The 25,401-nt window shown below is 66.7% G+C and carries 40 protein-coding genes and 1 riboswitch; all 40 genes read right to left on the bottom strand.

Features of this window, described 5'->3' with window-relative positions:
- Positions 1–3 precede the first annotated feature (3 nt).
- The 40 genes from PJB24_RS02680 to rplD all read right to left on the bottom strand — a co-directional run bounded on the left by PJB24_RS02680 (position 4) and on the right by rplD (position 25,400).
- The gene (locus PJB24_RS02680; protein ID WP_337958999.1) at positions 4–861 is read right to left on the bottom strand and encodes a hypothetical protein; all 858 of its coding nucleotides are present in this window, start codon (positions 859–861) and stop codon (positions 4–6) included.
- A complete protein-coding gene (glmM, locus tag PJB24_RS02675) occupies positions 858–2,177 on the bottom strand; it encodes a phosphoglucosamine mutase (protein WP_273842405.1) in 1,320 nt (439 codons plus the stop codon). Before glmM ends, PJB24_RS02680 begins: the two co-directional genes overlap by 4 nt.
- A 52-nt stretch (positions 2,178–2,229) precedes the next feature.
- Complete coding sequence (gene rpsI / locus PJB24_RS02670; protein ID WP_273842557.1) at positions 2,230–2,622, bottom strand: 30S ribosomal protein S9; 393 nt, start codon at positions 2,620–2,622, stop codon at positions 2,230–2,232.
- A gap of 5 nt (positions 2,623–2,627) precedes the next feature.
- Positions 2,628–3,059, bottom strand: coding sequence for a 50S ribosomal protein L13 (gene rplM, locus PJB24_RS02665; protein ID WP_273842403.1), 432 nt, complete (start codon positions 3,057–3,059; stop codon positions 2,628–2,630).
- Positions 3,060–3,193: 134 nt separating this feature from the next.
- Positions 3,194–4,258: a ribonucleotide-diphosphate reductase subunit beta gene (locus tag PJB24_RS02660; RefSeq protein WP_273842400.1), complete on the bottom strand. Its 1,065-nt coding sequence runs from the start codon at positions 4,256–4,258 to the stop codon at positions 3,194–3,196.
- A gap of 22 nt (positions 4,259–4,280) precedes the next feature.
- On the bottom strand, positions 4,281–7,064 hold the full coding sequence (locus tag PJB24_RS02655; RefSeq protein ID WP_420541874.1) for a ribonucleoside-diphosphate reductase subunit alpha: 2,784 nt from the start codon (positions 7,062–7,064) through the stop codon (positions 4,281–4,283).
- A 173-nt stretch (positions 7,065–7,237) separates the two neighbouring features.
- Positions 7,238–7,439: riboswitch (cobalamin riboswitch) on the bottom strand.
- Positions 7,440–7,512: 73 nt separating this feature from the next.
- Positions 7,513–8,178, bottom strand: coding sequence for an O-methyltransferase (locus tag PJB24_RS02650; RefSeq protein ID WP_273842396.1), 666 nt, complete (start codon positions 8,176–8,178; stop codon positions 7,513–7,515).
- On the bottom strand, positions 8,168–8,932 hold the full coding sequence (gene truA, locus PJB24_RS02645; RefSeq protein ID WP_273842392.1) for a tRNA pseudouridine(38-40) synthase TruA: 765 nt from the start codon (positions 8,930–8,932) through the stop codon (positions 8,168–8,170). The genes PJB24_RS02650 and truA overlap by 11 nt, the downstream gene beginning before the upstream one ends.
- Positions 8,929–9,717, bottom strand: coding sequence for an energy-coupling factor transporter transmembrane component T family protein (locus tag PJB24_RS02640; protein WP_273842391.1), 789 nt, complete (start codon positions 9,715–9,717; stop codon positions 8,929–8,931). Before PJB24_RS02640 ends, truA begins: the two co-directional genes overlap by 4 nt.
- A gap of 1 nt (position 9,718) precedes the next feature.
- Positions 9,719–10,522 carry an energy-coupling factor ABC transporter ATP-binding protein gene (locus PJB24_RS02635; protein ID WP_273842388.1) on the bottom strand — a complete coding sequence of 268 codons (804 nt, stop codon included), beginning with the start codon at positions 10,520–10,522 and terminating at the stop codon, positions 9,719–9,721.
- Complete coding sequence (locus tag PJB24_RS02630) at positions 10,519–11,307, bottom strand: ATP-binding cassette domain-containing protein (RefSeq protein WP_273842385.1); 789 nt, start codon at positions 11,305–11,307, stop codon at positions 10,519–10,521. The genes PJB24_RS02635 and PJB24_RS02630 overlap by 4 nt, the downstream gene beginning before the upstream one ends.
- 78 nt (positions 11,308–11,385) lie before the next feature.
- A complete protein-coding gene (gene rplQ, locus PJB24_RS02625) occupies positions 11,386–11,757 on the bottom strand; it encodes a 50S ribosomal protein L17 (RefSeq protein WP_273842382.1) in 372 nt (123 codons plus the stop codon).
- Complete coding sequence (locus PJB24_RS02620; RefSeq protein WP_273842379.1) at positions 11,744–12,688, bottom strand: DNA-directed RNA polymerase subunit alpha; 945 nt, start codon at positions 12,686–12,688, stop codon at positions 11,744–11,746. The genes rplQ and PJB24_RS02620 overlap by 14 nt, the downstream gene beginning before the upstream one ends.
- Positions 12,689–12,733: 45 nt before the next feature.
- Positions 12,734–13,336, bottom strand: coding sequence for a 30S ribosomal protein S4 (gene rpsD, locus PJB24_RS02615; protein ID WP_273842377.1), 603 nt, complete (start codon positions 13,334–13,336; stop codon positions 12,734–12,736).
- A gap of 26 nt (positions 13,337–13,362) precedes the next feature.
- The gene (rpsK, locus tag PJB24_RS02610) at positions 13,363–13,767 is read right to left on the bottom strand and encodes a 30S ribosomal protein S11 (RefSeq protein ID WP_273842373.1); all 405 of its coding nucleotides are present in this window, start codon (positions 13,765–13,767) and stop codon (positions 13,363–13,365) included.
- Complete coding sequence (gene rpsM, locus PJB24_RS02605; protein WP_273842371.1) at positions 13,768–14,136, bottom strand: 30S ribosomal protein S13; 369 nt, start codon at positions 14,134–14,136, stop codon at positions 13,768–13,770. It lies immediately after the preceding gene.
- Between the two features lies 1 nt (position 14,137).
- Positions 14,138–14,251 (bottom strand): 50S ribosomal protein L36, encoded by a 114-nt coding sequence (rpmJ, locus tag PJB24_RS02600; RefSeq protein WP_273842368.1) that lies wholly within the window; start codon positions 14,249–14,251, stop codon positions 14,138–14,140.
- A 21-nt stretch (positions 14,252–14,272) separates the two neighbouring features.
- Positions 14,273–14,494, bottom strand: coding sequence for a translation initiation factor IF-1 (infA, locus tag PJB24_RS02595; RefSeq protein WP_273842365.1), 222 nt, complete (start codon positions 14,492–14,494; stop codon positions 14,273–14,275).
- Positions 14,495–14,592: 98 nt separating this feature from the next.
- Positions 14,593–15,372, bottom strand: a complete 780-nt coding sequence (map, locus tag PJB24_RS02590) for a type I methionyl aminopeptidase (RefSeq protein ID WP_273842363.1) — start codon at positions 15,370–15,372, stop codon at positions 14,593–14,595.
- Positions 15,369–16,004: an adenylate kinase gene (locus tag PJB24_RS02585; protein WP_273842360.1), complete on the bottom strand. Its 636-nt coding sequence runs from the start codon at positions 16,002–16,004 to the stop codon at positions 15,369–15,371. Before PJB24_RS02585 ends, map begins: the two co-directional genes overlap by 4 nt.
- Positions 16,001–17,281: a preprotein translocase subunit SecY gene (secY, locus tag PJB24_RS02580; protein WP_273842358.1), complete on the bottom strand. Its 1,281-nt coding sequence runs from the start codon at positions 17,279–17,281 to the stop codon at positions 16,001–16,003. Before secY ends, PJB24_RS02585 begins: the two co-directional genes overlap by 4 nt.
- Positions 17,282–17,284: 3 nt before the next feature.
- Entirely contained in the window at positions 17,285–17,746 is a 462-nt protein-coding gene (gene rplO, locus PJB24_RS02575) for a 50S ribosomal protein L15 (protein WP_273842356.1), read from the bottom strand.
- The gene (gene rpmD / locus PJB24_RS02570) at positions 17,747–17,932 is read right to left on the bottom strand and encodes a 50S ribosomal protein L30 (RefSeq protein WP_273842352.1); all 186 of its coding nucleotides are present in this window, start codon (positions 17,930–17,932) and stop codon (positions 17,747–17,749) included.
- Complete coding sequence (gene rpsE / locus PJB24_RS02565; RefSeq protein ID WP_420541873.1) at positions 17,929–18,492, bottom strand: 30S ribosomal protein S5; 564 nt, start codon at positions 18,490–18,492, stop codon at positions 17,929–17,931. The genes rpmD and rpsE overlap by 4 nt, the downstream gene beginning before the upstream one ends.
- 85 nt (positions 18,493–18,577) lie before the next feature.
- Entirely contained in the window at positions 18,578–18,931 is a 354-nt protein-coding gene (gene rplR / locus PJB24_RS02560; RefSeq protein WP_273842350.1) for a 50S ribosomal protein L18, read from the bottom strand.
- Positions 18,932–18,950: 19 nt separating this feature from the next.
- Complete coding sequence (gene rplF / locus PJB24_RS02555) at positions 18,951–19,484, bottom strand: 50S ribosomal protein L6 (RefSeq protein ID WP_273842346.1); 534 nt, start codon at positions 19,482–19,484, stop codon at positions 18,951–18,953.
- A gap of 12 nt (positions 19,485–19,496) precedes the next feature.
- Positions 19,497–19,895, bottom strand: a complete 399-nt coding sequence (rpsH, locus tag PJB24_RS02550) for a 30S ribosomal protein S8 (protein ID WP_273842552.1) — start codon at positions 19,893–19,895, stop codon at positions 19,497–19,499.
- Positions 19,896–19,906: 11 nt separating this feature from the next.
- Complete coding sequence (locus PJB24_RS02545; RefSeq protein ID WP_273842344.1) at positions 19,907–20,092, bottom strand: type Z 30S ribosomal protein S14; 186 nt, start codon at positions 20,090–20,092, stop codon at positions 19,907–19,909.
- A 23-nt stretch (positions 20,093–20,115) separates the two neighbouring features.
- Positions 20,116–20,655, bottom strand: a complete 540-nt coding sequence (rplE, locus tag PJB24_RS02540; RefSeq protein ID WP_273842342.1) for a 50S ribosomal protein L5 — start codon at positions 20,653–20,655, stop codon at positions 20,116–20,118.
- Positions 20,648–20,965 (bottom strand): 50S ribosomal protein L24, encoded by a 318-nt coding sequence (rplX, locus tag PJB24_RS02535; RefSeq protein WP_273842340.1) that lies wholly within the window; start codon positions 20,963–20,965, stop codon positions 20,648–20,650. The genes rplE and rplX overlap by 8 nt, the downstream gene beginning before the upstream one ends.
- 2 nt (positions 20,966–20,967) lie before the next feature.
- Positions 20,968–21,336, bottom strand: a complete 369-nt coding sequence (rplN, locus tag PJB24_RS02530) for a 50S ribosomal protein L14 (RefSeq protein ID WP_273842337.1) — start codon at positions 21,334–21,336, stop codon at positions 20,968–20,970.
- A 4-nt stretch (positions 21,337–21,340) separates the two neighbouring features.
- Positions 21,341–21,667, bottom strand: coding sequence for a 30S ribosomal protein S17 (gene rpsQ, locus PJB24_RS02525; RefSeq protein WP_420541872.1), 327 nt, complete (start codon positions 21,665–21,667; stop codon positions 21,341–21,343).
- 37 nt (positions 21,668–21,704) lie between these two features.
- Positions 21,705–21,899, bottom strand: coding sequence for a 50S ribosomal protein L29 (gene rpmC / locus PJB24_RS02520; protein ID WP_273842335.1), 195 nt, complete (start codon positions 21,897–21,899; stop codon positions 21,705–21,707).
- Positions 21,900–21,904: 5 nt separating this feature from the next.
- The gene (rplP, locus tag PJB24_RS02515; RefSeq protein ID WP_273842333.1) at positions 21,905–22,315 is read right to left on the bottom strand and encodes a 50S ribosomal protein L16; all 411 of its coding nucleotides are present in this window, start codon (positions 22,313–22,315) and stop codon (positions 21,905–21,907) included.
- Positions 22,316–22,318: 3 nt separating this feature from the next.
- Positions 22,319–22,978 (bottom strand): 30S ribosomal protein S3, encoded by a 660-nt coding sequence (rpsC, locus tag PJB24_RS02510; protein WP_273842331.1) that lies wholly within the window; start codon positions 22,976–22,978, stop codon positions 22,319–22,321.
- Positions 22,979–22,982: 4 nt separating this feature from the next.
- Positions 22,983–23,351: a 50S ribosomal protein L22 gene (rplV, locus tag PJB24_RS02505; RefSeq protein ID WP_273842329.1), complete on the bottom strand. Its 369-nt coding sequence runs from the start codon at positions 23,349–23,351 to the stop codon at positions 22,983–22,985.
- Positions 23,352–23,353: 2 nt separating this feature from the next.
- Positions 23,354–23,635, bottom strand: coding sequence for a 30S ribosomal protein S19 (gene rpsS, locus PJB24_RS02500; protein WP_273842327.1), 282 nt, complete (start codon positions 23,633–23,635; stop codon positions 23,354–23,356).
- A gap of 5 nt (positions 23,636–23,640) precedes the next feature.
- Complete coding sequence (rplB, locus tag PJB24_RS02495; RefSeq protein WP_273842325.1) at positions 23,641–24,480, bottom strand: 50S ribosomal protein L2; 840 nt, start codon at positions 24,478–24,480, stop codon at positions 23,641–23,643.
- Between the two features lie 3 nt (positions 24,481–24,483).
- A complete protein-coding gene (rplW, locus tag PJB24_RS02490) occupies positions 24,484–24,771 on the bottom strand; it encodes a 50S ribosomal protein L23 (RefSeq protein ID WP_273842323.1) in 288 nt (95 codons plus the stop codon).
- Positions 24,771–25,400: a 50S ribosomal protein L4 gene (gene rplD, locus PJB24_RS02485; RefSeq protein ID WP_273842321.1), complete on the bottom strand. Its 630-nt coding sequence runs from the start codon at positions 25,398–25,400 to the stop codon at positions 24,771–24,773. The genes rplW and rplD overlap by 1 nt, the downstream gene beginning before the upstream one ends.
- Position 25,401 lies beyond the last annotated feature (1 nt).

Genomic DNA, 25,401 nt, shown 5'->3' with positions numbered 1-25,401 from the left:
CTCTCAGGCGCAGGGCATCCCGGCGGCCCTGCACTCCCGGAAGATCCACCCGCGCAGCGCCCCGCTCGCCGGGATGAGGACCGCCCCCGCATCCCCGCTGCCGAGCACGAGCGAACCGTCGCGACCCTTCCAGTGGCGGTATACCGTGTAGGCGGCGAGCGTGGCCTCGATCAGGGCGACGATCCGGTCCAGCTCGGCGTGGGAGAGCTCCTCGTTCACCTCAAGCTTCGAGAGGTCCACGTTCTCGGGCGAGTGCAGGTCCGCCGAGAGGTTCCCGGTGCGCAACCTCAGCCCCGGGGTGTTCCACAGGACGTCTATCGCGTCCTTTATCGCCTCCGCCCGGGCCTTCTTGTTGCCCTTGCGCAACCTCGGCTCCCTCATCTCCTCCAGCCGACGGGAGAGGTCGCCGTTCTGAGAAATCCCCTTGCGCTCGAGCGAGAGCACCTTGAGGGTCGCAGCCGAGTCGACCTCGACGACGACGCTCTGGTCACGCTCGCGCCTGAACGGGTAGTCGGTGTACTCGATACCGACCTTCTCCAGCGCCGCGAGCAGCTCCTCCGAGCGGGGTCGGCCGTCGAAGATCTTGCGGCTCGCAGAGTAAGCCGGGAGCGAAAGCCGCGAGAGCAGCCGCTCCACCCGCCGGGTTCCCCGCTCGTTCGGCACCGCGAGCGGAGCATCGACGCCGACGATGATCTCACCGTGTCCTGCATCGTAGCCCTCGACAGCGCCCGCGATCTCCTCGACCGTCCCGCAGAAGGTGTTGGCTATGATGTTGCCCCGCTCGTCGAGGACCGAGAGCGCCGAGACCTTTTTGTCCGCCTCTCCCGGCCGCCAGGCCAGGGCGCATCCCACGAACCTCAACACCTCACCCCCGCGACCACCTCTGCAACTTCTTCACACACCTCCGTGCACACCCTCTCGTCCAGGTGCTCGACCATGACCCGTACCACCGGTTCCGTCCCGCTCGGCCTGAGCAAAATACGCCCCTCGTCCCCGAGCCGGCGCCGGGCCTCCTCCACCGCCCGCCTCACCTCCTCCGAGCCGCAGACCTCCCCCGCATCAGCTCCACCGACGGGCACGTTGATCAGGGTTTGCGGGTAGACCTCCATCACCCCCGCCAGCTCGTACAGCGGCATCCCGGAACGCTCCATAACCTCGAGCAGCGCCAGCGCGGTCACGAGCCCGTCCCCGGTCTTCGTGTAACGCGAAACGATCACGTGCCCGGACTGCTCCCCGCCCACCGCAGCACCCGTACGCCGCATCGCCTCGGCCACGTACCTGTCCCCGACCGGTACGACCTCGCAGGGTATCCCCAGCCGCTCCATCGCCTTGAAAAACCCCAGGTTGCTCATGACGGTCACCACGATCCCCCCGCCTATCTGGCCCCGCTCGGCGAGGTCCCGGGCCAGGATGGCGATGATCCTGTCCCCATCCACCACCCCTCCGCGCTCGTCCAGCGCGAGCACCCGGTCGGCGTCCCCGTCGAAGGCGAAGGCCACGTCGTACCCGGAGGGGTCGAGATCTCCTATGTGGGTCGAACCGCAGCCGTCGTTTATGTTCGTGCCGTCCGGCTCCGCCGCGACCAGCCCGAAATGCGCTCCGAGCCTCTCGAAGGCCAGCGGAGCGGTCTCGCACGCCGCCCCGTTGGCGCAGTCGAGCAGTATCCTACGGCCTCCGGCATCCGGATACAGCCGCGAGAGAACCCCCTCGACGTACATGCCGGCGGCATCCTCCACCGCCCTCACGCCGCCGACCCCGCTGCCGACGGGCCGCTCCGGGAACTCCCCGGCCGCGAGGCGTTCGAGCTCCCGCTCCTGCTCCCCGGAGAGCTTGACCCCCTCGCCGGAGAAGAACTTTATGCCGTTGTCCGGGTAGGGGTTGTGCGAGGCGCTCACCACCCCCGCCGCATCCATCCCGAGCTCGGGAGCGAGTGCCGCGACCGCCGGCGTCGGCAAGACACCGAGGTCGAGCACCTCCGTCCCGCCGCTCGCGAGCCCGGCCGCCAGCGCACACGAGAGCATCCCGCCCGAGAGCCGGGTGTCGCGCCCGATGCACACCCGCCTGCCGAGCGTCCGGGCGGCGGCGAGGCCGAGGCGTAGCGCGTGCTCCGGGCGCAGGGTGGAGTTCGCCTCCCCCCGCACCCCGTCCGTACCGAACCTGATCCTCGACCCAGCCAACCCGATCCACCCGGCGCCCGGCAACGGTGACAGTGGGAAATCTCCCGCGTAACTAACGCTTGGAGAACTGCGGGCGCTTGCGGGCCTTCTTGAGGCCGTACTTCTTGCGCTCGACGGCCCGCGCGTCGCGGGTGAGGAAACCCGCCTCCTTGAGGTCTCCGCGTGCCTGCTGGGACTCCTCCGCCAGCGCCCGCGCTATGCCGTGACGCAGCGCCTCGGCCTGCCCGGTGAGACCACCGCCCGTGACCTTCGCCACCACGTCGTAGCGCCCGGCGGCGTCGAGTATCTCCAGCGGGGAGCGCACCGTCCGCTGGTAGGTCAGGCGCGGGAAGTACTCCGTGTAGTCCCTGCCATTCACCGTGATCCTGCCGTCCCCGGCGTACAGCCTGACCTGCGCGACGGAGGTCTTGCGCCTGCCCGTGGCTCTGTAGAGTGCCTCTGCCAAACCTCTCACCTCACCTCGTAGGGCTCGGGGCTCTGAGCTGCGTGCGGGTGCTCAGGCCCGGCGTAGATCTTCAACTTCCCGAGCTGCCTGCGGGCGAGCCTGGTCTTGGGCATCATCCCGTAGACCGCCTTGCGGATGATCTCGGTCGGCCGCTTCTGCAGCATCTCCTCGTAGGTGCGGCTCTTGAGCCCGCCCGGGTATCCCGTGTGCCAGCGGTAGAGCTTCTGCTCGGCCTTGCGCCCGCTGACCACGACCTTCTCGGCGTTCACGACGACCACGAAGTCCCCCACGTCCACGTGCGGGGTGTACTGTGGTTTCCTCTTGCCCCGCAGGAGCATCGCTATCTCGGCGGCCAGACGCCCAAGATGCTTGCCCTCGGCGTCTATGACGTACCACTTCCGCTCGACCGTTCCGGGTCGCGCCATGTAACTCTTCATGTTCCTCCGGAATCTCCGACGGTTACAACTGACCCTGACGACGCGTCAAATAGTAGCATACACCTACAATAAGGTCAGGCACGAGAAGGCCCCGGGAAGCCGCCAAAGGCCCCCGGGGACTCTCCCGTGTTGCCTCAGTCCCAGATGAGCGAGCCCGCGCTCTGGTACTCGGTGACCCGCGTCTCGAAGAAGTTCTTCTCCTTGGTGAGGTCCATCGTCTCGCTCATCCAGGGGAAGGGGTTGCGCGAGCGGTACTGCGCGGGCAGCCCGATCCTCCTGAGACGCCTATCGGCGATGTAGCCGACGTACTCGCGGAACAGGTCCGCGTTGAGCCCGAGCACGCCCTCCGGCAGGCACGCCTTCGCGTAGGCTATCTCGAACTCGACGGCCTTGCGGATCATCTCCACGATCTCGCGCCGCAGCTCCGGGGTCCAGGCCTCCGGGTTCTCCTCCTTTATGGTGTTGATGAGGTCTATCCCGAAGTTGAGGTGGACCGTCTCGTCGCGCAGGATGTACTGGAACTGCTCGCCGATGCCTGTCATCCGGTTCTGGCGGTGGAACGAGAGGATCATCACGAACCCGGAGTAGAAGAAGATCCCCTCCATGATCACGTAGAAGCCGACCAGGTTCTTGATGAACTCCTGGATCCCCTCGACCGTCTCGGTGGTGAAGCCCGGGCGCATGATCGCCTCGGTGAGCGACATGACGAACTCGTCCTTGCCCCGGATCGAGTCGACCTCGTGGTACATGTTGAAGACCTCGCGCCCGTCGAGGCCCAGAGACTCGACGATGTAGTGGAAGGCGTGGGTGTGGACGGCCTCCTCGTAGGCCTGCCTGAGGAGGTACTGGCGCGCCTCGGGGTTGGTGATGTGCTCGAAGATGGCGAGCACGATGTTGTTGCCGACGAGCGACTCTCCGGTCGAGAAGAACCCGAGGTTGCGCATGATCACGAGCCGCTCGGCGTCGGTGAGCCCGTCGGGGGAGTGCCAGAGCGAGATGTCCTTCTGCATCGGCACCTCGGAAGGCATCCAGTTGTTCGCACACCCGTTGAGGTAGTGCTCCCAGGCCCACTCGTACTTGAGCGGCCACAGCTGGTTGACGTCCACGGCCTTGCAGTTCAAAAGCCGCTTGTCCTCGACGTTTATCCTCTTGCTGAGGTCATAGGGCTTCTCGCCCCCTCCACCACAGCACTGGGACATGAATCTCCCTCCTCTCTTCTACCTACTGGCAGGCCTCGCACTCGACGTCGTCCGGGGAGCAGGTCGCCCCCCTCACGACAGGCTCGTCCTCCTCCACCTTCACCCGGCTGGAGGCCGAGACGCTCTTCATCCAGCGCGGCTGGATGCCCCGCTTGTTGATGTCCATGCTCGCCTTCTCGACGCCCGTGGCCCCGCGGCTGCGCAGGTAGTAGGTGGTCTTGAGACCTTTGCGCCAGGCGTTGAGGTACATCTCGGAGAGCTCCCGGCCGCTCGGGCGGGCGAGGTAGAGGTTCAGCGACTGCCCCATGTCCAGCCACTTCTGGCGGCGGCTCGCGCAGTCTATGAGCCAGCCGGAGTCTATCTCGAAGGCGGTGAGGTAGAGTTTCTTGAGGTCTTCGGGGATGCGCTCTATCTCCTGCACCGAGCCGTCGAAGTACTTGAGGTCCTCGAGCATCTCCTCGTCCCAGAGCCCGCGCTTCTTGAGATCACGCACCAGGTGCTCGTTGACGATGGTGAAGTCCCCTGAGAGGTTACTCTTGACGTAGAGGTTCGAGTAGGTGGGCTCGATGGACTGCGAGACGCCGGAGATGTTCGAGATGGTCGCGGTCGGGGCTATGGCCATCACGTTGCTGTTCCTCATCCCGTGCTCGGCGACGGCCTTTCTCACCGGCTCCCAGTCGAGCGTCCTCTGCCGGTCCATCAGGACCGGCATCCCGCGCTCCTCCTCGAGCAGGTCTATCGTGTCTATGGGCAGCAGCCCCCGGCTCCACTTAGAGCCCTCGTAGCTCTCGTAGGTGCCCCGCTCGGCAGCGAGCTCGGTGGAGGCGAGGATGGCGTGGTAGGAGATGAACTCCATCGAGTAGTCGGCGAAGCGGATGGCCTCTTCGCTCGCGTAGCTGATGCGCTGCTCGAAGAGCGCGTCCTGAAAGCCCATGATCCCCAGCCCCACCGGACGGTGCCTGAGGTTGGCCCGCCGCGCCTCGGGCGTGGGGTAGAAGTTTATGTCGATGACGTTGTCCAGCATCCTCACGGCGACCCTCACGGTCTCGGCGAGCCTCTCCTCGTCGAGACCGTAGGCGTCGGTGTGGGCCGCCAGGTTGACCGAGGCCAGGTTGCAGACGGCGGTCTCCTCGTCGGAGGTGTTCAGCAGTATCTCGGTGCAGAGGTTGGAGCTGTGCACCACGCCGGCGTGATCCTGCGGCGAGCGGATGTTGGAGGGGTCCTTGAAGGTGATCCAGGGGTGCCCGGTCTCGAAGAGCATCGAGAGCATCTTCTTCCACAGGGATGTGGCCTCGACCTTCTTGTACTGCCGGAGCTTCCCCTCCTCCGCCATCCGCTCGTACTCCAGGTAGCGCTCCTCGAACGCCCGGCCGTAGAGCTCGTGCAGATCCGGGACCTCGTTCGGGGAGAAGAGAGTCCACTCCCCACCCTCGATGACCCGCTTGATGAAGAGGTCCGGCACCCAGCCCGCGGTGTTCATATCGTGGGTGCGGCGCCGCTCGTCCCCGGTGTTCTTCCTGAGCTCGAGAAAGTCCTCTATGTCGAGGTGCCAGGTCTCCAGGTAGGCGCAGGCCGCACCCTTGCGCTTGCCGCCCTGGTTCACCGCCACGGCGGTGTCGTTGACGATCTTGAGGAACGGGATGACCCCCTGGCTCTTGCCGCCCGTCCCCTTGATGAGAGAACCCGTAGCCCGGATGCGGCTCCAGTCGTTGCCGAGCCCGCCGGCCCACTTGCTGAGCTTGGCGTTGTCGGAGATGGCCTTGAAGATGCCCTCGAGATCGTCGGAGACGGTGGTGAGGTAGCAGCTGGAGAGCTGCGGGTGCGTAGTCCCGGAGTTGAAGAGGGTGGGCGTGGCGGAGACGACCCGGAAGGTGGAGAGCATCTGGTAGAACTCTATGGCCCGCTCTTCGCGCTCCTCCTCGCGCAGCGCGAGCCCCATCGCGACCCGCATCCAGAAGTACTGCGGGCACTCTATGCGCTGCTCGTCGGCCTGGATGAGGTACCGGTCGTAGATGGTCTGAAGCCCCAGGTAGGTGAAGCTGTCGTCACGGGCGGGCTCGAGCGCGGCGGAGACCTTCTCCAGGTCGAAGTCGAGCAGCTTTGGATCGAGCCTCTCGGCCTCGACACCCCGCCGCAGAGACTCCGCGAAGCGGGCACGATAGACCTCCTCGAACTCCTCCGGTCGCGGCATCCCGCCCCACGCCTCCCGGTAGATGATCCCGAGCAAAAGACGGGCGGCGACCGTGCTGTATGCGGGCTCGACCTCTATGAACGAGCGCGCGGCGAGCACCATCGCCTGCTGCAGCTGCCCCGGCGTTATCCCGTCGTAGAGCGAGGCGAGCGTCTCGTCCAAAACCCGCTGCGGATCCACGTCCGGAAGGTCCCGGCAGGCCTCCTCGATCCTGCGCCGGATGCGCCAGGTCTCCACCGCGCTCTCCCTGCCGTCCGCGTAGCGTACCCTGATGGAGGGACCGCCCCGGGCCTCGCCCTCCTCGCCGCGCAGCATCCGCGCCTTCTTGCGCTCCTCGCGGTAGACGATGTAGCGGCGGGCAACCCGGTAGTTCCCGTCGCGCATGAGCTGCTCCTCGACGAGATCCTGTATGGTCTCCACCTCGACCGGCCCGCCGTCCCGCGGCAGGCGCGAGACCACCGCCGTCGTCGTGCGCTCGACCTCCTCGCGCAGCTCTTCGTCGAGTGCGTCGTCCCTGCCGAGCCCCCGCTCCGCGCGGAACGCTCCTTCGACGGCTCGAGCTATCCTGCCCGCGTCGAAAGCAACGATCCGACCATCCCGCTTCCTGACCTGCATCTCCCCCGTGATCAAAACGCTCCCCCTTCGTCCGTCTTCCTCACTCTCAGCCTTCGTGAAAAGAGGCGGCCGCAAGGAAGATGTGAGAAACCGGGACGGCCCTCCACCCCGGCACGACATCAACCCTCTCGCGCGGCCGACCTCTCCCTCGAAGGCCAGACCACCACCCGCCCCCAAAGGCGGCAGCGCCGGCAGGTCTTCGGGCTCACAGGCCACCTACTCGCCGCGGCTTCCCAGCCCCCGGAGATCAGGGGTCAGTGCCTCCCTTGCGGCTTTCGTTCCCGCTCACCGCTGCGGGGCAGCTCCGGATTCTCACCGGATTCCCTCTTCGCGCCAGACCCCAAGGGCCCGGCGACCGGCGCCGCTCTCATTATGCTGCCGGGCCGTTTCAGTGTCAACGGTATTTTGGGAAAGTCCTGCAAAAGCCCTTTCTAAGCCGGAAACGGGCTCAGATGTTCTTCACCCTGGCGATGGAGAGGCCATCCACCCGCTCTCTGACGACGGGTATCAGGATCGAGTCGAGCCGGGGATCGCGCGCCAGCGAGAGGTTGAACTCGTGCAGGACGCGGGAGGTTTCGTCCGCGGGCTGTACCACGGCGCCGCCCCGGAAGGTGTTGTCGGCGAGGATGAGGGTACCGGGATGGGAGAGCGTGAGGGAGAGCTCGAGGTATTCCGGGTAGCCTCTCTTGTCTGCGTCTATGAAGACGACGTCGAAGGGCTCTTCGCCGTCCTGGATCATACGGGCGAGGAGCTTGCGGGCGTCACCGGTGCGGACCTCGACTTTTTCGGAGAGCCCGGCGTGCTCGATGTTGGCGCGGGCCACCTCCGCGTGGTGCGCGCTCGCCTCCAGAGAGACCATGGTCCCCACGTCGGGCAGGGCGCGGGCGAGATGGATGGCGCTGTAGCCGCCGAGGGTCCCTATCTCGAGGATGCGCCCCGCCCCGACCATCAGAGCCAGCAGCTGCAGCAACCGTCCCTCGGCCGGGGAGACCTGTATGTCCGGGAGCCCGGCGCGGCGCGAGGCGGAGAGCGTGAACTCGAGGGCTTCGTCCTGCGGCGCGAAAAGGCACTCCACGTAGGCGTCCAACGCCTCCAGCACTGCCTCATCCATCATCGCTTCTCTCCCATGGGTCCTCATCATACTCCACCCCGACGAGGGTGAGGCCCCTCGCCGGCGCCGTCGGGCCGGCCTCGGAGCGCTCTGCACCCTCGAGCAGGCGGCCGAAATCCCTCAGGCTCCTCCTGCCGCGCGCCACCTCGAGCATCGTGCCCACCAGCGAGCGGACCATGTTGTACATGAAGGCGTCGGCCGTGATCCTGTAGGCAAGGACGTCACCCTTCTCCTCCCAACGGGATTCGCTGATTAGCCGCTCGAAGCGGACGTGGTAGGTCTTCGCCGGGGTGAAGGCCCTGAAGTCGTGGGTGCCGCGAACGAGCGAGGCGGCCTCCGCGAGCAAATCCCGGTCGAGGACAGCCGGCACGTGGACGGCGTAGCGGCGCTCAAGCGGCGAGCGGGTCGGGGAGTTCACTATCCTGTACTCGTAGCTGCGGTTCACGGCGTCCCGCCGGGCGTCGAACCCCTCGGGGACGCGTACGCAGCGGCGCAGGGCGACGTCCTCCGGCAGTACGGCGCTGGTCTTGTAGGCGATGAGGGATGGGGAGAGGCCGGTCTCGGCGTCGAAGGAGACGACCTGCCCCCGTGCGTGTACGCCGGCGTCGGTGCGCCCCGCGGCGGTGAGCCTCACCGGCTGGCGCAAAATGGTGGAGAGCGCCCGGGAGAGCGTCTCCTCGACCGTCCTCCGGCCCGGCTGGCGGGCCCAGCCGGAGAAGTCCGTCCCGTCGTATTCGACGAGCCCGGCGAACCTCACAGCGCCACCCCCGCGAGGAAGAGCAGCGCGGCGCAGGTGAGCGCCAGCGCATCCTGTCCGCCGAAATGCAGCTCGCGGTAGCGGGTGCGGCCCGCACCGCCGCGGTAGCCCCGGCTCTCCATCGCCTCGGCGAGCTCGTCGGCCTGCCGGAACGCCCCGACCGTGAGGGGCACCAGGATAGGGACGAAGCTCCTCGCGCGCCCGAGCAGGCCGCCCTCGTCGAAGACGGCCCCTCGTGCGGCCTGGGCCTCGCGTATCCTCTCCGCCTCCTCCTGCAGCGTCGGGATGAAGCGCAGCGCTATCGTTACCATCATCGTCAGCTCGTGGACCGGGAAGCGCACCCGGCGCAGCGGCGAGAGGAGGATCTCGAGCCCGTCGGCGAGCGCGAGAGGGCTGGTGGTCGCGGTGAGAAGGCCGGCGGCCAGCACGAGCAGCACTATCCGGGAGGCGAGGAAGAAGCCCATCCGGATCCCCCCGGCGTGAACCTCGACCGGGCCGGAGGAGAACACGATCGCTCCCCGATGGTAGAAGAGGGCCTGAAAGACGAAAGTCAGGAGGACGATGTAAGACACCGGCCAGAGCGCCCCCAGGAAAGCCCGCGGCGGGACCCGGCTCGCCACGAACAGGATGCCCACCGCCGCGGCGAAGAGCGCGAGCCCCGCCAGGCTCCCGACGAAGAAGAGCCCCGCCACGACCAGCACCGTCCCGAGCAGCTTCGTACGCGGGTCGAGCGCATGCAGCGGGGAGGACGCCGGGTAGAACCTGCCGAAGCCCCTCCGTACCACGCTACCCCTCCAGAAGATCCCTGAGGACCGAGAGCGTCTCGCCGAAACGCACCGGTCGGCCGAGGTGCGGGAAGCTCTCCAGCAGGTGCAGCACGGTCCGTACGGTCGCCGGGGCGAAATCCGGATTTGCGTAGAAGACCTCCGCAGGCGTCCCGAACGCGCGCACCACCCCATCATCGAGCAGGCAGACACGGTCGGACACCTCCGCCACCTCGTCGACGTCGTGCGAGATGAGAACCACCGACCTACCCTCCCCCGCGAGATCGCCGATCAACGAGATCAGGGCCCGCCTGCTCGCGGGATCGAGGCCCGCCGTCGGTTCGTCGAGCACGAGCACCTCGGGTTCCATGGCCAGAACACCGGCTATGGCCACCCTACGCTTCTCGCCGCCGGAGAGCGCGTAGATCGAACGCTCCGCGAGGTGGGAGGCGTCCAGCGCCGCGAGCGCCCGCTCCGTCCTCTCCGTCACCTCCTCTTCCGGCAGCCCGAGCTGCCTCGGGGCGAAGGCGACGTCCTCCCTCACGGTCGGGGCGAAGAGCGCAGCCTCGGGGAACTGGAAGGAGAGCCCGATCCTGCGCCGGATTTCCCTGCGGTCCATCCGCCCGGCGTCCTCCCCGTCTATGAGGACCCGTCCGCGCTCCGGCTCGAGCAGCAGGTTCATCTGCCGGGCGAGCGTGCTCTTCCCCGAGCCCGTGGGGCCTATAATCCCGAGCACCTCCCCCTCCGCGACGGCGAGCGAGATCCCCTTAAGGACCGCACGTCCTCCCGGATAGGAGTACCAGATATCCTCCAGCTCGAGCCTCATCGGGTCTGCACCCCCAGCCGCTTCAATACGGCCCGCGCGAGCTCCTCCGGACCGGTGCAGACCCCGAGGCCGAGCCCGGCGGCGAGCCTCGCGGCGACCGGCAGAACCAGGCCCGCCTCCTCGAGGAGCCGGCCGTCGGCGAGCAGCCCCGAGGGAGGCAGGTCGGCGAGCAGCCGACCTCTGCGCAGTAGCAGCACGCGGTCGGCTGCCAGAAGATCGGAGAGGTCGTGCGAGACATGAACTATGGTGCGCCTGCGTTTCAGCGCCCGGATCACCTCCAGAACCTCCCTCCTGCCGGCTGGGTCCAGCATCGAGGTCGGCTCGTCGAGCGCGAGCACCTCCGTCTCCATCGCCAGCGCCCCCGCGAGCGCGACGCGCTGCTTCTCGCCCCCGGAGAGCGTGTGCGGCTCGCGGCGCTCGTAACCCGCAAGGCCGACGGAAGAGAGCGCTGCGACGACCCGCCGGCGCATCTCCCCCCGCTCCACGCCCAGGTTCTCGAGCCCGAAGGCCACGTCGTCCTCGACGGAGGGCGCGATGAGGTTGCTCTCCGGGTTCTGGAAGACCAAAGAGACCCTGCGGCGCACCTCGTGCGGTTCGGCGGCGGGGTCGAAGCCCGCCACCCTCACCTCGCCCTCACACGCCACGAGCAGCCCGTTCAGGAGTTTGACGAGCGTGGATTTTCCGCCCCCGTTCGGACCGGCCACCCCGACGTACTCGCCCTCGTATACCGAAAAGTCGAGCCCCGAGACGGCCGCGCGCGAAGACCCCGGGTAGAGGCACGACACCCCGGAGAAAGAGACGACCGGGGGCCCGCCGCGGCGGGCCCCACCGGGAAGACTCTCTGCGGAGAACCCCTCCGGCGTCTATCCCTCCGTGGGTCGGTAGTTCACCAGCTCCAGGTAGACCTGCTCGGCGCCGTCGCCCGGACGCGGACCCAGCTTGAGGATGCGGGTGTAGCCCGAGCTGCGATCGTCGAGCTCCGGGGCCACGTCCTCGAAGAGCTTGCGCACGACCCTCTTGTCCTTCAGGACGCGCACCGCCTGCCTGCGGGCGTGCAGGTCGTCGCGCTTGGCCGTTGTGATGAGCCGGTCCACCACCCCACGCAGCTCCTTCGCCCTCGGCTCGGTCGTCCTGATCCTGCCGTGGGTTATGAGCTGCCCGGCCATCGTGCCGAGCATCGCCCGGCGGTGGGCGGCGTCGCGTCCCAGCTTGCGTCCCCTCTTAGCGTGTCTCATAGTTCTCGCTCTCCAGCTGATAACCGTACTCCGCGAGTTTGGACCGGATCTCCTCGACGCTCTTCATCCCGAGGTTGCGGATGTTCATCAGCTCCTCCTCGGTCATCGTCGCCAGCTGACCGATGGTGTCCACGCCCTCACGCTTGAGGCAGTTGTAGGAGCGCACGGTGAGCTCCAGCTCCTCTATCGGGCGCTCGTCCGTTATCACCTGACGGCCGCCGCTCCAGCGGTTCTCCGGGGCGCGCGAGCCCTCGTAGCCGTCGGTGAAGAGCCCGAGCATGTCGATGAGCTGGCGCGCCGCGCTCTGCAGGGCCTCGCGCGGGGAGATCCTGCCGTCGGTCTCCACCTCGATCCTCAGCGAATCCAGGTCGGTGCGTGCCCCAGCCCGCGTCTCGCTCACCGAGTAGTTTACCTTCTGCACCGGCGAGAACAGAGAGTCGACCGCGATCACCCCGATCGGGTCCGCGTCGCTCTTGTTCTGCTCGGCCCGCACGTAGCCGACCCCACGCTCCACCGTCAGGCGCATCTCCAGCCTGCCGCCCTCGGAGACGGTGGCGATGTGCGTCTCGGGGTCCACCACCTCGACGTCCGCCTTGAGCTCGATGTCCCCGGCGGTGACTTCGGCGGGACCGCTCTTGTTGACCTCCAGCTCCACCGGCTCGTCACGCTCGAGCTTGAACTTGAGCTCCTTGATGTTGAGGATGAGGTCGACCACATCCTCCCTGACGCCGGGGATCGTCGAGAACTCGTGCGAGACGCCCTCGATGCGCACCTTGGTCACCGCGGCCCCCGGCAGGCCGCTGAGCATCACCCGCCGCAGCGAGTTGCCCAGAGTGTGGCCGAGCCCACGGGGCAGCGGCTCGGCGACGAAGATCGCCCGCCGTTCTTCCTCCTCTTCCACCCTGAAACGGGGCGGTGCTACGTCCAACATCGTCAAATCACCATCACCTGCCAGAAAAAGACTCTTCCGGTACCGTTACCGGCTGTAGTACTCGACGATCAGCTGCTCCTCGACCGGGGCGTCGATCTCGTCCCGGCTCGGCACGTGGAGCACCCGGCCGGTGAAGTTCTCGTGGTCGGCCTCGAGCCACGCGGGGACCGCCACCACCTGCTCCACGGCGTTCTGGATCGGCTCGATCCTGCGGCTCTTGTCGCGCACCGTGATCACGTCCCCCGGCTTCAGAACCGCCGAGGGGATGTTGTGTTTGCGGCCGTTGAGCAGGAAGTGCCCGTGCACCACGAGCTGCCGCGCCTGAGGCCTGCTGGTGGCGAAGCCCATCCTGTAGACCACGTTGTCCATCCTCAGCTCCATCAGGCGCAGCAGGTTCTCACCCGTGACGCCCTGAGCACGGCTCGCCTTCTCGTAGGCCCGCCTGAACTGCTTCTCCGACACGCCGTAGTACCAGCGGGCCTTCTGCTTCTCCATCAGCCGGATGCCGTACTCCGTCTGCCGCTGACGGCCCCGGCCGTGTTCTCCCGGCGGGTAGGGCTTCCTCTCCAGCGGATTCTTCTGCATCGAGGAGATCATCACGCCGGCCCGGCGGTCGCGCCTGCCTCTCGGTCCCGTATAACGCGCCACTGCTTCTCAGTACCCTCCTGCTCGCTCTAGCCTCTGCGCCTCTTGGGCGGCCGGCAGCCGTTGTGCGGCTGCCCGGTGACATCCTTTATCGAGAGAACCTCGATCCCGAGAGCCTGGAACGTCCTGGTCGCCATGTCCCGACCCGCCCCGTGGCCCTTGACCTGGATGTCCACCCGGCGCACGCCCTGCTCCATCGCTTTGTTCGCCGCGCTCTCGGCGGTCATCTGCGCGGCGTAGGGGGTGCTCTTGCGGCTGCCCTTGAAGCCCAGAGAACCCGCCGACTCCCAGGCGATGACGTTGCCCTCCGGGTCGGTGACGCTGATGATCGTGTTGTTGAAGGAGCTCTTTATGTGCACAACCGCGGTGGATATGTTCCGGCGGACCCTGCGGCGCGAACGTCCCCCGCGCGTGCGCTGGCGCTGCCTGCCCATCTACTTCTTCCTCCCGCCTATCGCCGGCCTCGGTCCCTTGCGCGAACGCGCGTTGGTCCGGGTGCGCTGCCCGCGCACCGGCAACCCCCTGCGGTGCCTGATGCCGCGGTAGCAGCCGATGTCTATCAGACGCCGTATGTTCTGGTTCACCTCGCGCCTGAGATCACCCTCGACCCGCAGGTTCTGGTCTATGTAGCTGCGGATCGCGCTGATCTCGCCCTCGGCCAGATCGCGCACCTTGGTGTCGGGATCGACCCCGGTCTCGGCGCAGATCTTCTTCGCCGTCGAGCGGCCGATGCCGTAGATGTAGGTCAGGCCGATCTCGACCCTCTTCTCCCTCGGCAGGTCTACCCCGGCTATCCGCGCCATGCTACCCCTGCCTCTGCTTGTGTCGCGGGTTGGAGCAGATCACGCGCACCACCCCGCGGCGTCTTATTACCTTGCACCGCTCGCATATCGGTTTCACACTCGCTCTTACCTTCATCGTCCTCCAGGCTCCTTGCCATCAGCTCCTGAATCTGTAGGTTATCCGTCCCCGGTTAAGGTCGTACGGGCTGAGCTCCACCTTGACCCTGTCCCCGGGGAGTATCCGGATGTAGTTCATCCGCATCTTGCCGGAGATGTGGGCCAGAACTTCGTGCCCGTTGTCGAGCTCCACCCTGAACTGGGTGTTTGGCAACGCCTCCGTTACCGTTCCCTCAACCTCTATGACGCCTTCCTTAGCCAAGGACCTCCTTCGCTTCCGATGCTCTCGGGGTCGTTACAAGGTGACAGAAACCAATCGAATATGTTACCACGTAAATCCCACCGTTACACCCGGCACCGCTACGCGCTCTTCCTGCGGCTATCGACCCCCTCTTCGAGGGTGAGGATCCAGGGTCCGTCGTCGGTGACGGCGATGGTGTGCTCGTAGTGGGCGGCTAGAGAACCGTCGGCGGTGTAGATCGACCACCCGTCATGCTCGTCGATCTTTATCTCGTAGCTGCCCAGGGTGATCATGGGCTCTATGGCGAAGGTCATCCCCGGCAGAAGCCGCGGACCGCTACCCCTCCTGCCGTAGTTGGGGATCTGCGGGTCTTCGTGCATCTCGCGCCCGACGCCGTGCGAGACGAGGTCCCGCACCACCCCGTAGCCGCGCCCCTCCGCGAGCTCCTGTATCGCATACCCGATGTCCCCCAGATGGTTGCCGGGCCTGACCTCCCGGGTGGCCGCCTCGAGGCACTCCTGTGTGACGTCGAGCAGCCCCTGCGCCTCGGGGGAGATCTCACCGACGGCCACCGTGGTCGCGCTGTCGGTGACGAAACCCTCGTAGCGGACCCCGACGTCGAGCGAGATTATGTCCCCCTCCTTCAACCTGTAGCGTCCGGGGATACCATGCACGATCATGTCGTTCGGCGAGGTGCAGATCGAAGCCGGAAACCCCTGGTACCCCTTGAACTCGGGGGTGCCGCCACGCGAGCGGATGAATTCCTCGGCGAGGTGGTCGAGCTCCCTCGTCGTCACCCCGGGGCGCACGTGCTCACGCAGCATCCTGATGCACGCGGCGGTTATGACGCCACCCTCACGCATCGCTTCCAGCTCCGCCCTGCTCTTGCGTACGATCATCCGTTCTCCCGGATCGCCTTCATCACCTGCTCGGTCACCTCCGGTATGCTCCGCGTGGCGTCCACCTCCGCGAGGAGCCCCTGCCGGGCGTAGTACCGCTTCAAGGGCTCGGTCTGCTCGTGGTAGAGCTCGAGCCTGCGCCGGATGGCCTCCTCCGTATCGTCGTCGCGCTGCACGAAGGGCCCCGGATCCTCCTCGCTGTCCTGAGGCGGCGGGTCGTATCTGACGTGGTATATCCGTCCCGTCGCCTGGCTCTGCCGCCTCCCAGAGAGGCGCTCCACGAGCACCTCGTCGGGGGCCTCAAGCGCGATCACACGGTCTATGCCAATGCCGAGCTCGGCGAGTACCTCCTCCAGAGCCCGGGCCTGCGCCTCGGTGCGCGGGAACCCGTCCAGCACCCAACCCTCCGGCGCCCCGAGATGAGGTTTGGCCATCTCCACTATGATCTCGTCGGGCACCAGCTCCCCGCGGTCGTTGTACTCCTTGACCTTCCGGCCCAGCTCCGTCCCTGCCTTTATCTCCGCGCGGACCATGTCCCCCGTCGAGATCACGCGCGCCCCGGTCTTCTCCGAGATCCTTTTGGCCTGGGTGCCCTTCCCGGCCCCTTGAGGCCCGATCAGGATCACCCTCATCGCTTCCTCAGGAAGCTCTCGTAGTTACGCATCATGAGCTGCCCCTCGAGCTGCCTGACCGTATCCAGCGAGACGCCGACCACGATCAGGATGGAGGTGCCCCCGATGTAGATCGTGTTGGGCAGGTTGAGCGCCCCCGTTATGATGTACGGCAGCACGGCTATCGCCGCCAGGAAGATGGCCCCGAAGAGCGTGATGCGCGTCAGGACGTTGTTCAGGTAGCGGGCCGTGGGCTCCCCCGGCCTTATCCCGGGGATGTACCCACCGGTCTTCTTCAGGTTGTCCGCGTGCTCTACCGGGTTGAACTGCACCGCCGTGTAGAAGTAAGTGAAGAGTATGACCAGTACGGCATACAGCGCCAGATAGGGGCCGCTGCCCGGAGCGAAGAACTGAGCCAGACGCCCGAGCGCGGTGTTCGGGTTACCACCGGCGAACTGCGCAATCGTGATGGGGACCAGAAGCAGCGAAGCGGCGAAGAGTATAGGGATGACCCCAGCCATGTTCACCTTCAGCGGCAGGTAGGTCGTCCCCCCCTGACTCATCCTCCGCCCGACCTGACGCTTGGCGTAGGTTATGGGGATCCGGCGCTGACCCTCGTTGACGAAGACGATCGCCGCCACGATCAGAACCGCTATCACCGCCAGCACCACCCAGGTGATAGCGCTCGCGTTCTCCCGCAGGGCCTGGAACCCGAGCGGCGCCCGCGAGAGGATCGCCACCGTGATTATGAGCGAGATCCCGTTGCCCAGCCCGTGCTGGGTTATCAGCTCGCCCATCCACATGATGAGCATCACCCCGGTGGTCATGCTCACGATGATCAAAAGCTTGTGCAGCGCGTCCGGAGCGAACGAGGAGCCGAACTGGCTCGGCAGGAACAGGAGCGCGAAGGCAGCCGACTGGATGAGCGCGAGCGCCAGCGTGAAGTAGCGGGTGTACTGGGTTATCTTCTGCTGGCCGACCTCCCCCTCCTTAGCGAGCGCCTGCAGGCGCGGCACGGCGACCGTGAGAAGCTGCATCACGATCGCCGCCGTGATGTAGGGCATGATCCCGAGGGCGAAGATGGAGAGCGTGTTGAAGGCACCCCCGGTGAATATGCCGAACAGGTTGGTTATCGCGTTGCCACTGCCCCCGAGCCCGCCGGAAGCTATGACCTGGGGGTTGACGCCGGGCGCGGGTATGTAAGACCCGAGCCGGTACAGGGCGAGCATCAACCCGGTGAAAAGCAGCTTCCGGCGCAGCTCGGGGATGCGCCAGGCGTTCGCTAAGGCTTCGAGCATCTCCTATCTCTCCACTGTCTCGGCTCTCCCGCCGGCCGCCTCTATCTTCTTCTTCGCGGATCCGGAGAAGGCGTGGGCCCGTACGGTCACCACCCTCTCGATCTCCCCTTCGCCGAGGATCTTGACCGGCATGTCCTTCTTGGCCACCAGCCCGGCAGCCCTGAGATCCTCCACGTCTATGGTATCACCGGAGAAACGCTCCAGTTGCCCCACGTTCACCACCGCGTACACCGTGGGGTGCGCCGGGGTGTGCCTCCCGCGCGCCATCCCCCTCAGGCGCGGCAGCCGGCGCTGCAGGGGCATCTGACCGCCCTCGTAGCCGGCCGGGATGGCAGCCCCCGAACGGGCGCCCGCCCCCTTGTGCCCCCTGCCGGAGGTCTTCCCGTAGCCGCTCCCCTCGCCGCGGCCGACCCTCTTGCGCGCACGCTTGGAGCCGGGGGCCGGGGAGAGTTCGTTGAGCTTCACTTAGCCGTCCACCTCCTCGACGCGGACCAGATGGGAGACCTTGCGGATCATGCCGCGGATCTGGGGCGTATCACGGTGCACCCGGGAATCGTGCAGGTGCTTCAGACCGAGCGCCCTTAGCGTCCGCTTGTGCCGCTCGATGGCCCCTATCGAGCTCTTCGTCTGGGTTATCTTCAGAGGGCTCATAACCTTATCTTCACCCCCCTTATCTCTTCTATGGCGGCCTTGGTGCGCAGCGACCGCAACCCCTGCTCGGTGGCCCGGGCCAGGTTCACGGCCGTCGTGGAGCCGAGCGACTTGGTGAGCACGTCCTTTATGCCGGCGAGCTCGAGCACCGCCCGCACGGGACCGCCCGCGATCACCCCGGTACCCTCCGAGGCCGGCTTCAGAAGCACCGCCGAGCTCTCGAACTCGCCTATCACCTCGTGCGGTATCGTCGTGTTGCGCATCGGCACGTCGAACATGTCGCGCTTGGCCCTCTCCTGACCCTTGGCTATAGCCTCAGGGACCGTGTTGGCCTTGCCGAGCCCGACGCCCACGCGCCCGTTACCGTCGCCGACCACGACGAGCGCGCTGAAGTTGAAGCGCCGCCCGCCCTTGACGACCTTGGCGACCCGCCGGATCTCGACGAGCCTGTCCTGCAGCTCCGAGCCGCCCTCGCGCTGCCGCTCGCGGGGCGTGGGACGGCCGTCGCTGCGCTCCCTGGTGGTCCTGCCACCACCACGGGCGCCGCCACGGCTGTCCATACCGCCGCCGCGGCTGGTGCCGGAAGGGCCCTGCCCCCGGCTCCTCTCTCCTCTCGGTCGTCCCAAGGTCACAACCTCCTCGTCATCAGAACTTCAGTCCGCCGGAGCGGGCACCCTCCGCGAGCGCCGCCACCCGGCCGTGGTACTTGTTCCCCCCGCGGTCGAAGACCACCTCCTCTATGCCGGCCTCCACCGCGCGCCTAGCCACCAGCTCCCCGACCCTGCGCGAAGCCTCCACGCGGCTCTCGGCCTCGCCGACCTCCCGCGAGTCCGCCGCGACCAGGGTATGCCCCGCGTCGTCGTCGATGAGCTGGGCGTAGATGTGTACGTTGGACCTGTAGACCGAGAGCCTCGGCCTCCGGGCCGTCCCGTAGATCTTGCGCCGCACGCGGGCCCGGCGCCTGTTCCTGTGCAGCTGCTTGGCCTTGACCGTCCTCAACTCTTCAAACCTCCCGGCTCTAGCCCGCCTTGCCGACCTTGCGCCGTATCTGCTCGTCGGCGTAGCGGATACCCTTGCCCTTGTACGGCTCCGGAGGCCGCACGGCCCTTATCTCCGCCGCGGTCTGCCCGACCTGCTGCTTGTCGATCCCGCGCACAACGATGGTCGTCTGGTTGGGCACCTCGAGCTCTATCCCCTCCCGGGGTTCGATCACCACCGGGTGGGAGTAGCCCACCTGGAGGGTGAGGTTCCGGCCCTGCAGCTGGGCCCGGTAACCTACGCCCGAGATCTGCAGCGTCTTCGAGAACCCTTCAGTGACCCCCGTGACCGCGTTCTGCACCAGCGTGCGGGTCAGACCGTGCATCGCCTTGTGCTCAGGAGAGTCCGAAGCCCGCTCGAAGACGAGCCGGCCATCCTCTTGGCGCACGCTGACCCCCCGGCCGACCGGCACGGTAAGTTCGCCCCTAGGCCCGGTGACCCGGACGCTGCGCCGGTCCATCTCGACCTGTACGCTGTCGGGCAAGCTCACCGGAGCCCTGCCTATCCTAGACACCTCACAAACCTCCTAGTAGACGAAGCAGAGGACCTCGCCGCCCACACCCATCCTGCGCGCCTCGTGGTCGGTGAGGATACCCCTGGAGGTGGACAGGATCGCGACGCCCAGACCGTCCAGTACCCGCGGGATCTCCGCCCGCTTGCGATAGATGCGGCGCCCGGGGCGGCTCATGCGCCGCAGACCCGTTATCGCAGACCTGCCTTCCGGGTCGTACTTGAGCTCGACGACGAGGCGCGCCTGGGCTCCGGCACCCTTCTCGGAGTAGTCCTTTATGTAGCCCTCCTCCTTGAGGATGCGGGCCAGCTCGCGCTTTATCCTGGAGTACGGCATTTCCACCGTCTCGTGCCGGGCCATCCCGGCGTTGCGTATGCGGGTCAGGAAATCTGCTATCGGATCGTTGACGGACATCTCTATAAGCCCTACCAACTCGCCTTCTTTACCCCGGGGACCTTCCCCTCGTGCGCCAGCTGCCGCAGGCAGATCCTGCACAGCCCGAACTTCCTGTAATAGGCGCGGGCCCGGCCGCACCGCTGGCACCTGTTGTACTCCCTCGTCGAGTACTTCTGCGGCTTTCTCTGCTTCACCAGAAGCGCTTTCCTGGTCATCTCTCCAAAACCTCTCTTCTCCCTTAGCTCCTGAACGGCATGCCGAGGAGCCTGAGAAGCTCCCGGGCCTCCTCGTCGCTGTCGGTAGTGGTGACGATCACCACGTCCATCCCGCGAGTGCGGTCTATCTCGTCGTACGGGATCTCCGGGAAGATGAGCTGCTCCCTGAGCCCCAGCGCGTAGTTTCCTCTCCCATCGAAGGAGTCGGGGTTCACCCCCCGGAAATCCCTCACCCGGGGCAGCGCGACCGAGATCAGGCGGTCCAGGAACTCCCACATCCGCTGACGTCTGAGGGTCACGCGCGCCCCCACGGGCATGCCCTCCCGGATCTTGAAACCCGCGATGCTCTTCTTGGCCCGCCGCACCTGGGGCTTCTGCCCCGTGATGCGCGCCAGATCGTTCATCGCCCCGTCCAGCGCCCGGGAGTCCTGCGCGGCCTCCCCGACGCCCATGTTGACCACGATCTTCTCCAGGTTCGGTGTGCGCATCACGTTCTCTATACCGAACCTGTCGCGCAGCGTCGGGGCCACCTCGCTCATGTAGTAGTCCTTCAGCCTAGCCATCTATATCCCTCCCGGACCGCCTGGCGACCCGGACCTTCTCCCCGCTCTCGGTGAAACGGTAGCCGACCCTGGTCGGCTCCCCGGAGGCCGGGTCGACGAGCATCACGTTCGAGACGTGTATCGGGGCCTCGAACGTGTAGAGCCCCTCCTGGTTGTTCTGGCTCGGGCGCGCGTGGCGGGTGCGAACGTTGACCCCGCTCACAACCACCCGGTTCTCGCGGGGCAGGACACGCTCGACCTCGCCCCGCTTGCCCTTCTCTTTGCCGGAGATCACCACCACGGTGTCCCCGCGTCTTATCTTCTGCCCCATCGCTACAACACCTCCGGTGCGAGCGAGATTATCCTGGTGTACCCCTTGTCCCTGAGCTCCCGGGCGACAGGCCCGAAGATGCGGGTACCGCGCGGGGCGCCGTCGTTGTTTATGATCACGCCGGCGTTCTCCCCGAAACGGATGTAGGAGCCGTCGCTGCGCCGGGTCTCCTTCGTGGTCCTGACCACCACGGCCCGGACCACGTCCCCTTTGCGCACCGCACCGCCGGGCGCAGCCTCCTTGACCGAGGCCACTATGACGTCGCCTATCCCCGCGCTGCGCCGCCTGCTGCCACCGAGCACCCTGATGCACAGGAGGCTTCTCGCCCCCGTATTGTCCGCAACCCGCAGCCTGGTTTCGTTCTGGATCATCCTGCTACTCCGCCCTCGAGATAATCCTCGCCACCCGCCAGCGCTTGCGCCGGCTGAGCGGCCGGGTCTCTATGATCCTGACCGTATCCCCGACGCGTGCCTCGTTGTTCTCGTCGTGCGCGAGAAACTTCTTGGAACGCCTCACGCGCTTTTTGTAGAGCGGGTGCTCGACCAACGTCTCCACCGAGACCGTCACGGTCTTGTCCTGCGCGTCGGAGACGACCATGCCGACCCTCTCCTTGCGCCGTCCCCGACTGGAGTCGGCCTTCTGTACCTGGCCCTGGTCCTGGTCGAGCCTCGGACCACCCGAGACGGGAGACGGCTCCTCCACGAGCTCCTGGTTTTCCGGTTCCTCTGTCATCTTCGGTTCAGTTCTCCTGCTTCTTCTGGTTCAACACGGTCAGAAGTCGGGCGATGTTCCTGCGGACCTCCCTGAGCTGTCCCGTGTTCTTGAGCTGTCCCGTCGCATGCTGGAAGCGGAGGTTGAAGAGCTCCCGGCGGGCCTCGGCGACCCGCTGCTCGAGCTCCTCGACGTCCAGCTCCCTTATCTCAGCCGTCTTCATCCTCATCAACCTCCTCGGACGACGAAACGGCTCTTTATTGGAAGCTTCTGCGCGGCGAGCATCATGGCCTCCCGCGCGAGCTCCTCGTTCACGCCGCTCATCTCGAACATGACCCGCCCGGGCTTGACGACCGCGACGTACTCTTCCGGACTGCCCTTGCCGCTGCCCATCCTGGTCTCGGCGGGCTTCTTGGTGACGGGTTTGTGCGGGAAGATGTTGATCCAGACCTTCCCGCCACGCCTTATCTTGCGGGTCATCGCGATACGCGCGGCCTCTATCTGCCGGTTGGTCACCCAGGCGGGCTCGAGGGCCTGCAGCCCGTACTCGCCGAACTGCACCTCAGTCTGCCCCTTGGCTTTGCCCCGCATCCTGCCCCGCTGGGGCTTGCGGTACTTGAGCTTCTTGGGTACGAGCATCGCCTACCCCTCGCCTCCGTCCTCGTGGATACCGTGGTTGATCCAGACCTTGACCCCGATCTGACCCATCTTGGTCCGGGCCTCCTTGAACCCGTAGTCGATGTCGGCGTCGAGCGTGTGGAGCGGCACCCTTCCCTCGGAGATGGTCTCCTGCCGGCTCATCTCTATGCCGCCGAGCCTCCCGGCGCACTGTATGCGCACGCCCTCGGCCCCGCTGCGCATCGCGCTCGTGAGCGCCCGCTTCATCGCCCGCCGGAAGGAGGCCCTCCCCTCGAGCTGCTCGGCTATCGACTCGGCGACGAGATAGGCGTTGAGCTCGGGCCGGGAGACCTCCCGGACGTTGACCTGCACCCGCTTGCTGGTGAGGCGCTCAAGCTCGGCCCTCAGGGCATCCACCTCGCTGCCGCCCTTGCCGATCACGATCCCCGGACGCGCCGTGTAGATGTCCACCGCGATCTCACCCTGCTCCGCGGCCTTTCGGATCTGGATGTCCGCGATCCCGGCCCGCGTGAGCTTCCTGGTTATGTGGTCGCGGATCTTGAGATCCTCGCCGAGGAGCTCGGCGAAGTCCCTGTCCGAATACCAGTTGCTCTTGAAGTCGAGCTTCTCGCCCCTGCGCCTGACGCCGAGCCGGAAGCCCTCGGGATGTATCTTCTGCCCCATAAGCCTATCCTTCCTCCTCGCTTCCGGGCGTGCCCACGGCGACCGCGGCGGGCTCACCGAGCACCACGGTTATGTGGCTGGTCCTCTTGCGGATCATGGTCGCCCGGCCCAGGGCCCGGGCCCTGTAGCGCTTGAGGGTGGGACCTTCGTCGACCCGGATCTCGCGCACGACCAGCTCGTCGGGGTCGATGGCGTGGTTGTTCTCGGCGTTGGCGCCGGCGCTCCTGAGGACCTCGTCGATGATCCTGGCGGCTTTCTTGTTCGTGAACTGCAGGATGGAGAGCGCCTCCGGGTAGCTCTTGCCGCGCACCTGGTCCGCAACGAGCCGGGCCTTGCGTGGCGAGATGCGCACGTATTTCGCTACGGCCTTCATCCCTAGCGCCTCCTCGCGGTACGGTCGCTCTTTATGTGGGTACGGAAGGTGCGGGTGGGGGCGAACTCGCCGAGCCGGTGGCCCACCATGCTCTCGGTGACGTAGACCGGCACGTGCTTGCGCCCGTCGTGCACCGCGATGGTGTGCCCGACGAACTCCGGGTAGATCACGCTCGCCCGGCTCCAGGTCTTGAGCATCCTCTTCTCGCCCCGCTCGTTCATCCGTCTGATGCGCTCCATCAGACGCTCCTCGACGAAGGGTTCCTTCTTGGCGGATCTCGTCATCTCTCCTAACGCCTCCTTCCCTTGCCGCGTCGGCTGACGATCATGGCGTCGGAAGGCTTCTTCTTTTTGCGCGTGGGCTGCCCCTGGGTGATCTTGCCCCACGGCGTGACCGGCGCCCGACCCGGGCCGGCCTTGCCCTCTCCTCCTCCGTGTGGGTGGTCGACGGGGTTCATCGCCGTGCCGCGCACCGTCGGCCTCACGCCGAGGTAGCGCTTGCGGCCGGCCTTGCCCCAGCGCACGTTCTGGTGCGACTGGTTGCCGACCACCCCGACGGTGGCCCGACACTCGGCGCGTACCATCCGCCGCTCCCCCGAGGGGAGTCGCAGCGTCACGAGCGAACCCTCGCGGGCGATGATCTGCGCGCTGGTACCGGCCGAGCGCGCCAGCTGCGCGCCCTTTCCGGGCTCGAGTTCGACCGCGTGTACCACCGTGCCAACCGGGATGCGGTTGAGCGGCAGCGCGTTACCAACGTCGACCTCCGCCCCGGGTCCGCTCATAACGACCTTGCCCACCTCGAGGTTGCGCGGCGCCAGGATGTATCGCTTCTCGCCGTCGTGGTAGTGCAGGAGCGCTATGTTCGCCGAGCGGTTCGGGTCGTACTCTATCGCCGCCACCGTCGCCGGCACACCGTCCTTGTCGCGCTTGAAGTCTATGAGCCGGTAGCGCCGCTTGTGCCCACCCCCGATGTGCCGGGTGGTGATGCGCCCCTGGTTGTTGCGCCCGCCGGTCTTGTGAAGCTTCCTCAGCAAAGACTTCTCGGGCTTCTCACGCGTCACCGAGTCACGCGTGAGAACCGAGGAGTTCCTGCGGCCTGCGCTCGTCGGCTTGTAGCGTATTGCAGGCATGTGCTAGACCCCCTCGAAAAGCTCTATGCGGTCGCCCTCGGCCAGCTTCACCACGGCCTTCTTCCAGTTGGATGTACGGCCGCGGGTGAAGCCCTGCCGCTTGGGCTTGCTCTTGACGTTGACCGTGTTCACCTTCTCCACGCTCACGTCGAAGGCCTCTTCCACCGCTTTTTTGATCTGGTTCTTGTTCGCCCGGCGGTCCACCTCGAAGGTGTACTGGTTCTGGTTCTCGATCAGGTTGTAGCTCTTCTCCGAGATTACCGGGCGTATGATGATCTGATGCGGGTCCATCAGCTCCCTCCTTCTCCGGCGAGCCTGGTGTAAGCGGCCCGCGAGAAGACGACTTCCTTCGCCCGAAGCACCTCGTAGACCCCGTACTCGTGCGGCCCGACGACCGTCACCTCAGGGAGGTTCCTGAACGAGAGTGCCGCGTCGTCCTCGCCCCGGTCGAGCACGAGGAGCACCGGACCAGAGAGCCCCATGCCCTCGAGTACCTTCCTGGCCTCCTTGGTCGAGGGCTTCTCGAACTCGAGCGAATCCAGCACGTAGAGCTCGCCCTCGCGGGCCTTGGCCGACAGCGCCCCGTAGAAGGCGGCCTTCGCCTCCTTGCGGTTTATCCGCTTGCCGTAGCGGGGGCCCTTCGGCTTCGGACCGCCCCAGGTCCCACCGCCGACGCGCACGGGAGTCTTGATGTCGCCGGCCCGCGCCCGTCCGGTCCCCTTCTGGCGGTAGAGCTTGGCCCCCGAGCCGCGCACCTCGCTGCGGCCCTTCGTCGAGGCCGTGTAGCGCCTCCTGGCGTCGAGCTCGGCCACCACGGCCCGGTGTATGACGTGCTCCTTGGGCTCCACCTCGAGGCGGGGGGCCAGCCCGGCCGAAGAACGCTCGCCGCTTCTCGCGTCGAAGATCTGCGCTTCGGCCAAC

Origin of the sequence: Rubrobacter calidifluminis, assembly GCF_028617075.1 — a bacterium.
GTDB classification, from domain to species: domain Bacteria; phylum Actinomycetota; class Rubrobacteria; order Rubrobacterales; family Rubrobacteraceae; genus Rubrobacter_E; species Rubrobacter_E calidifluminis.
This window is presented reverse-complemented; position numbering and strand designations above follow the sequence as displayed.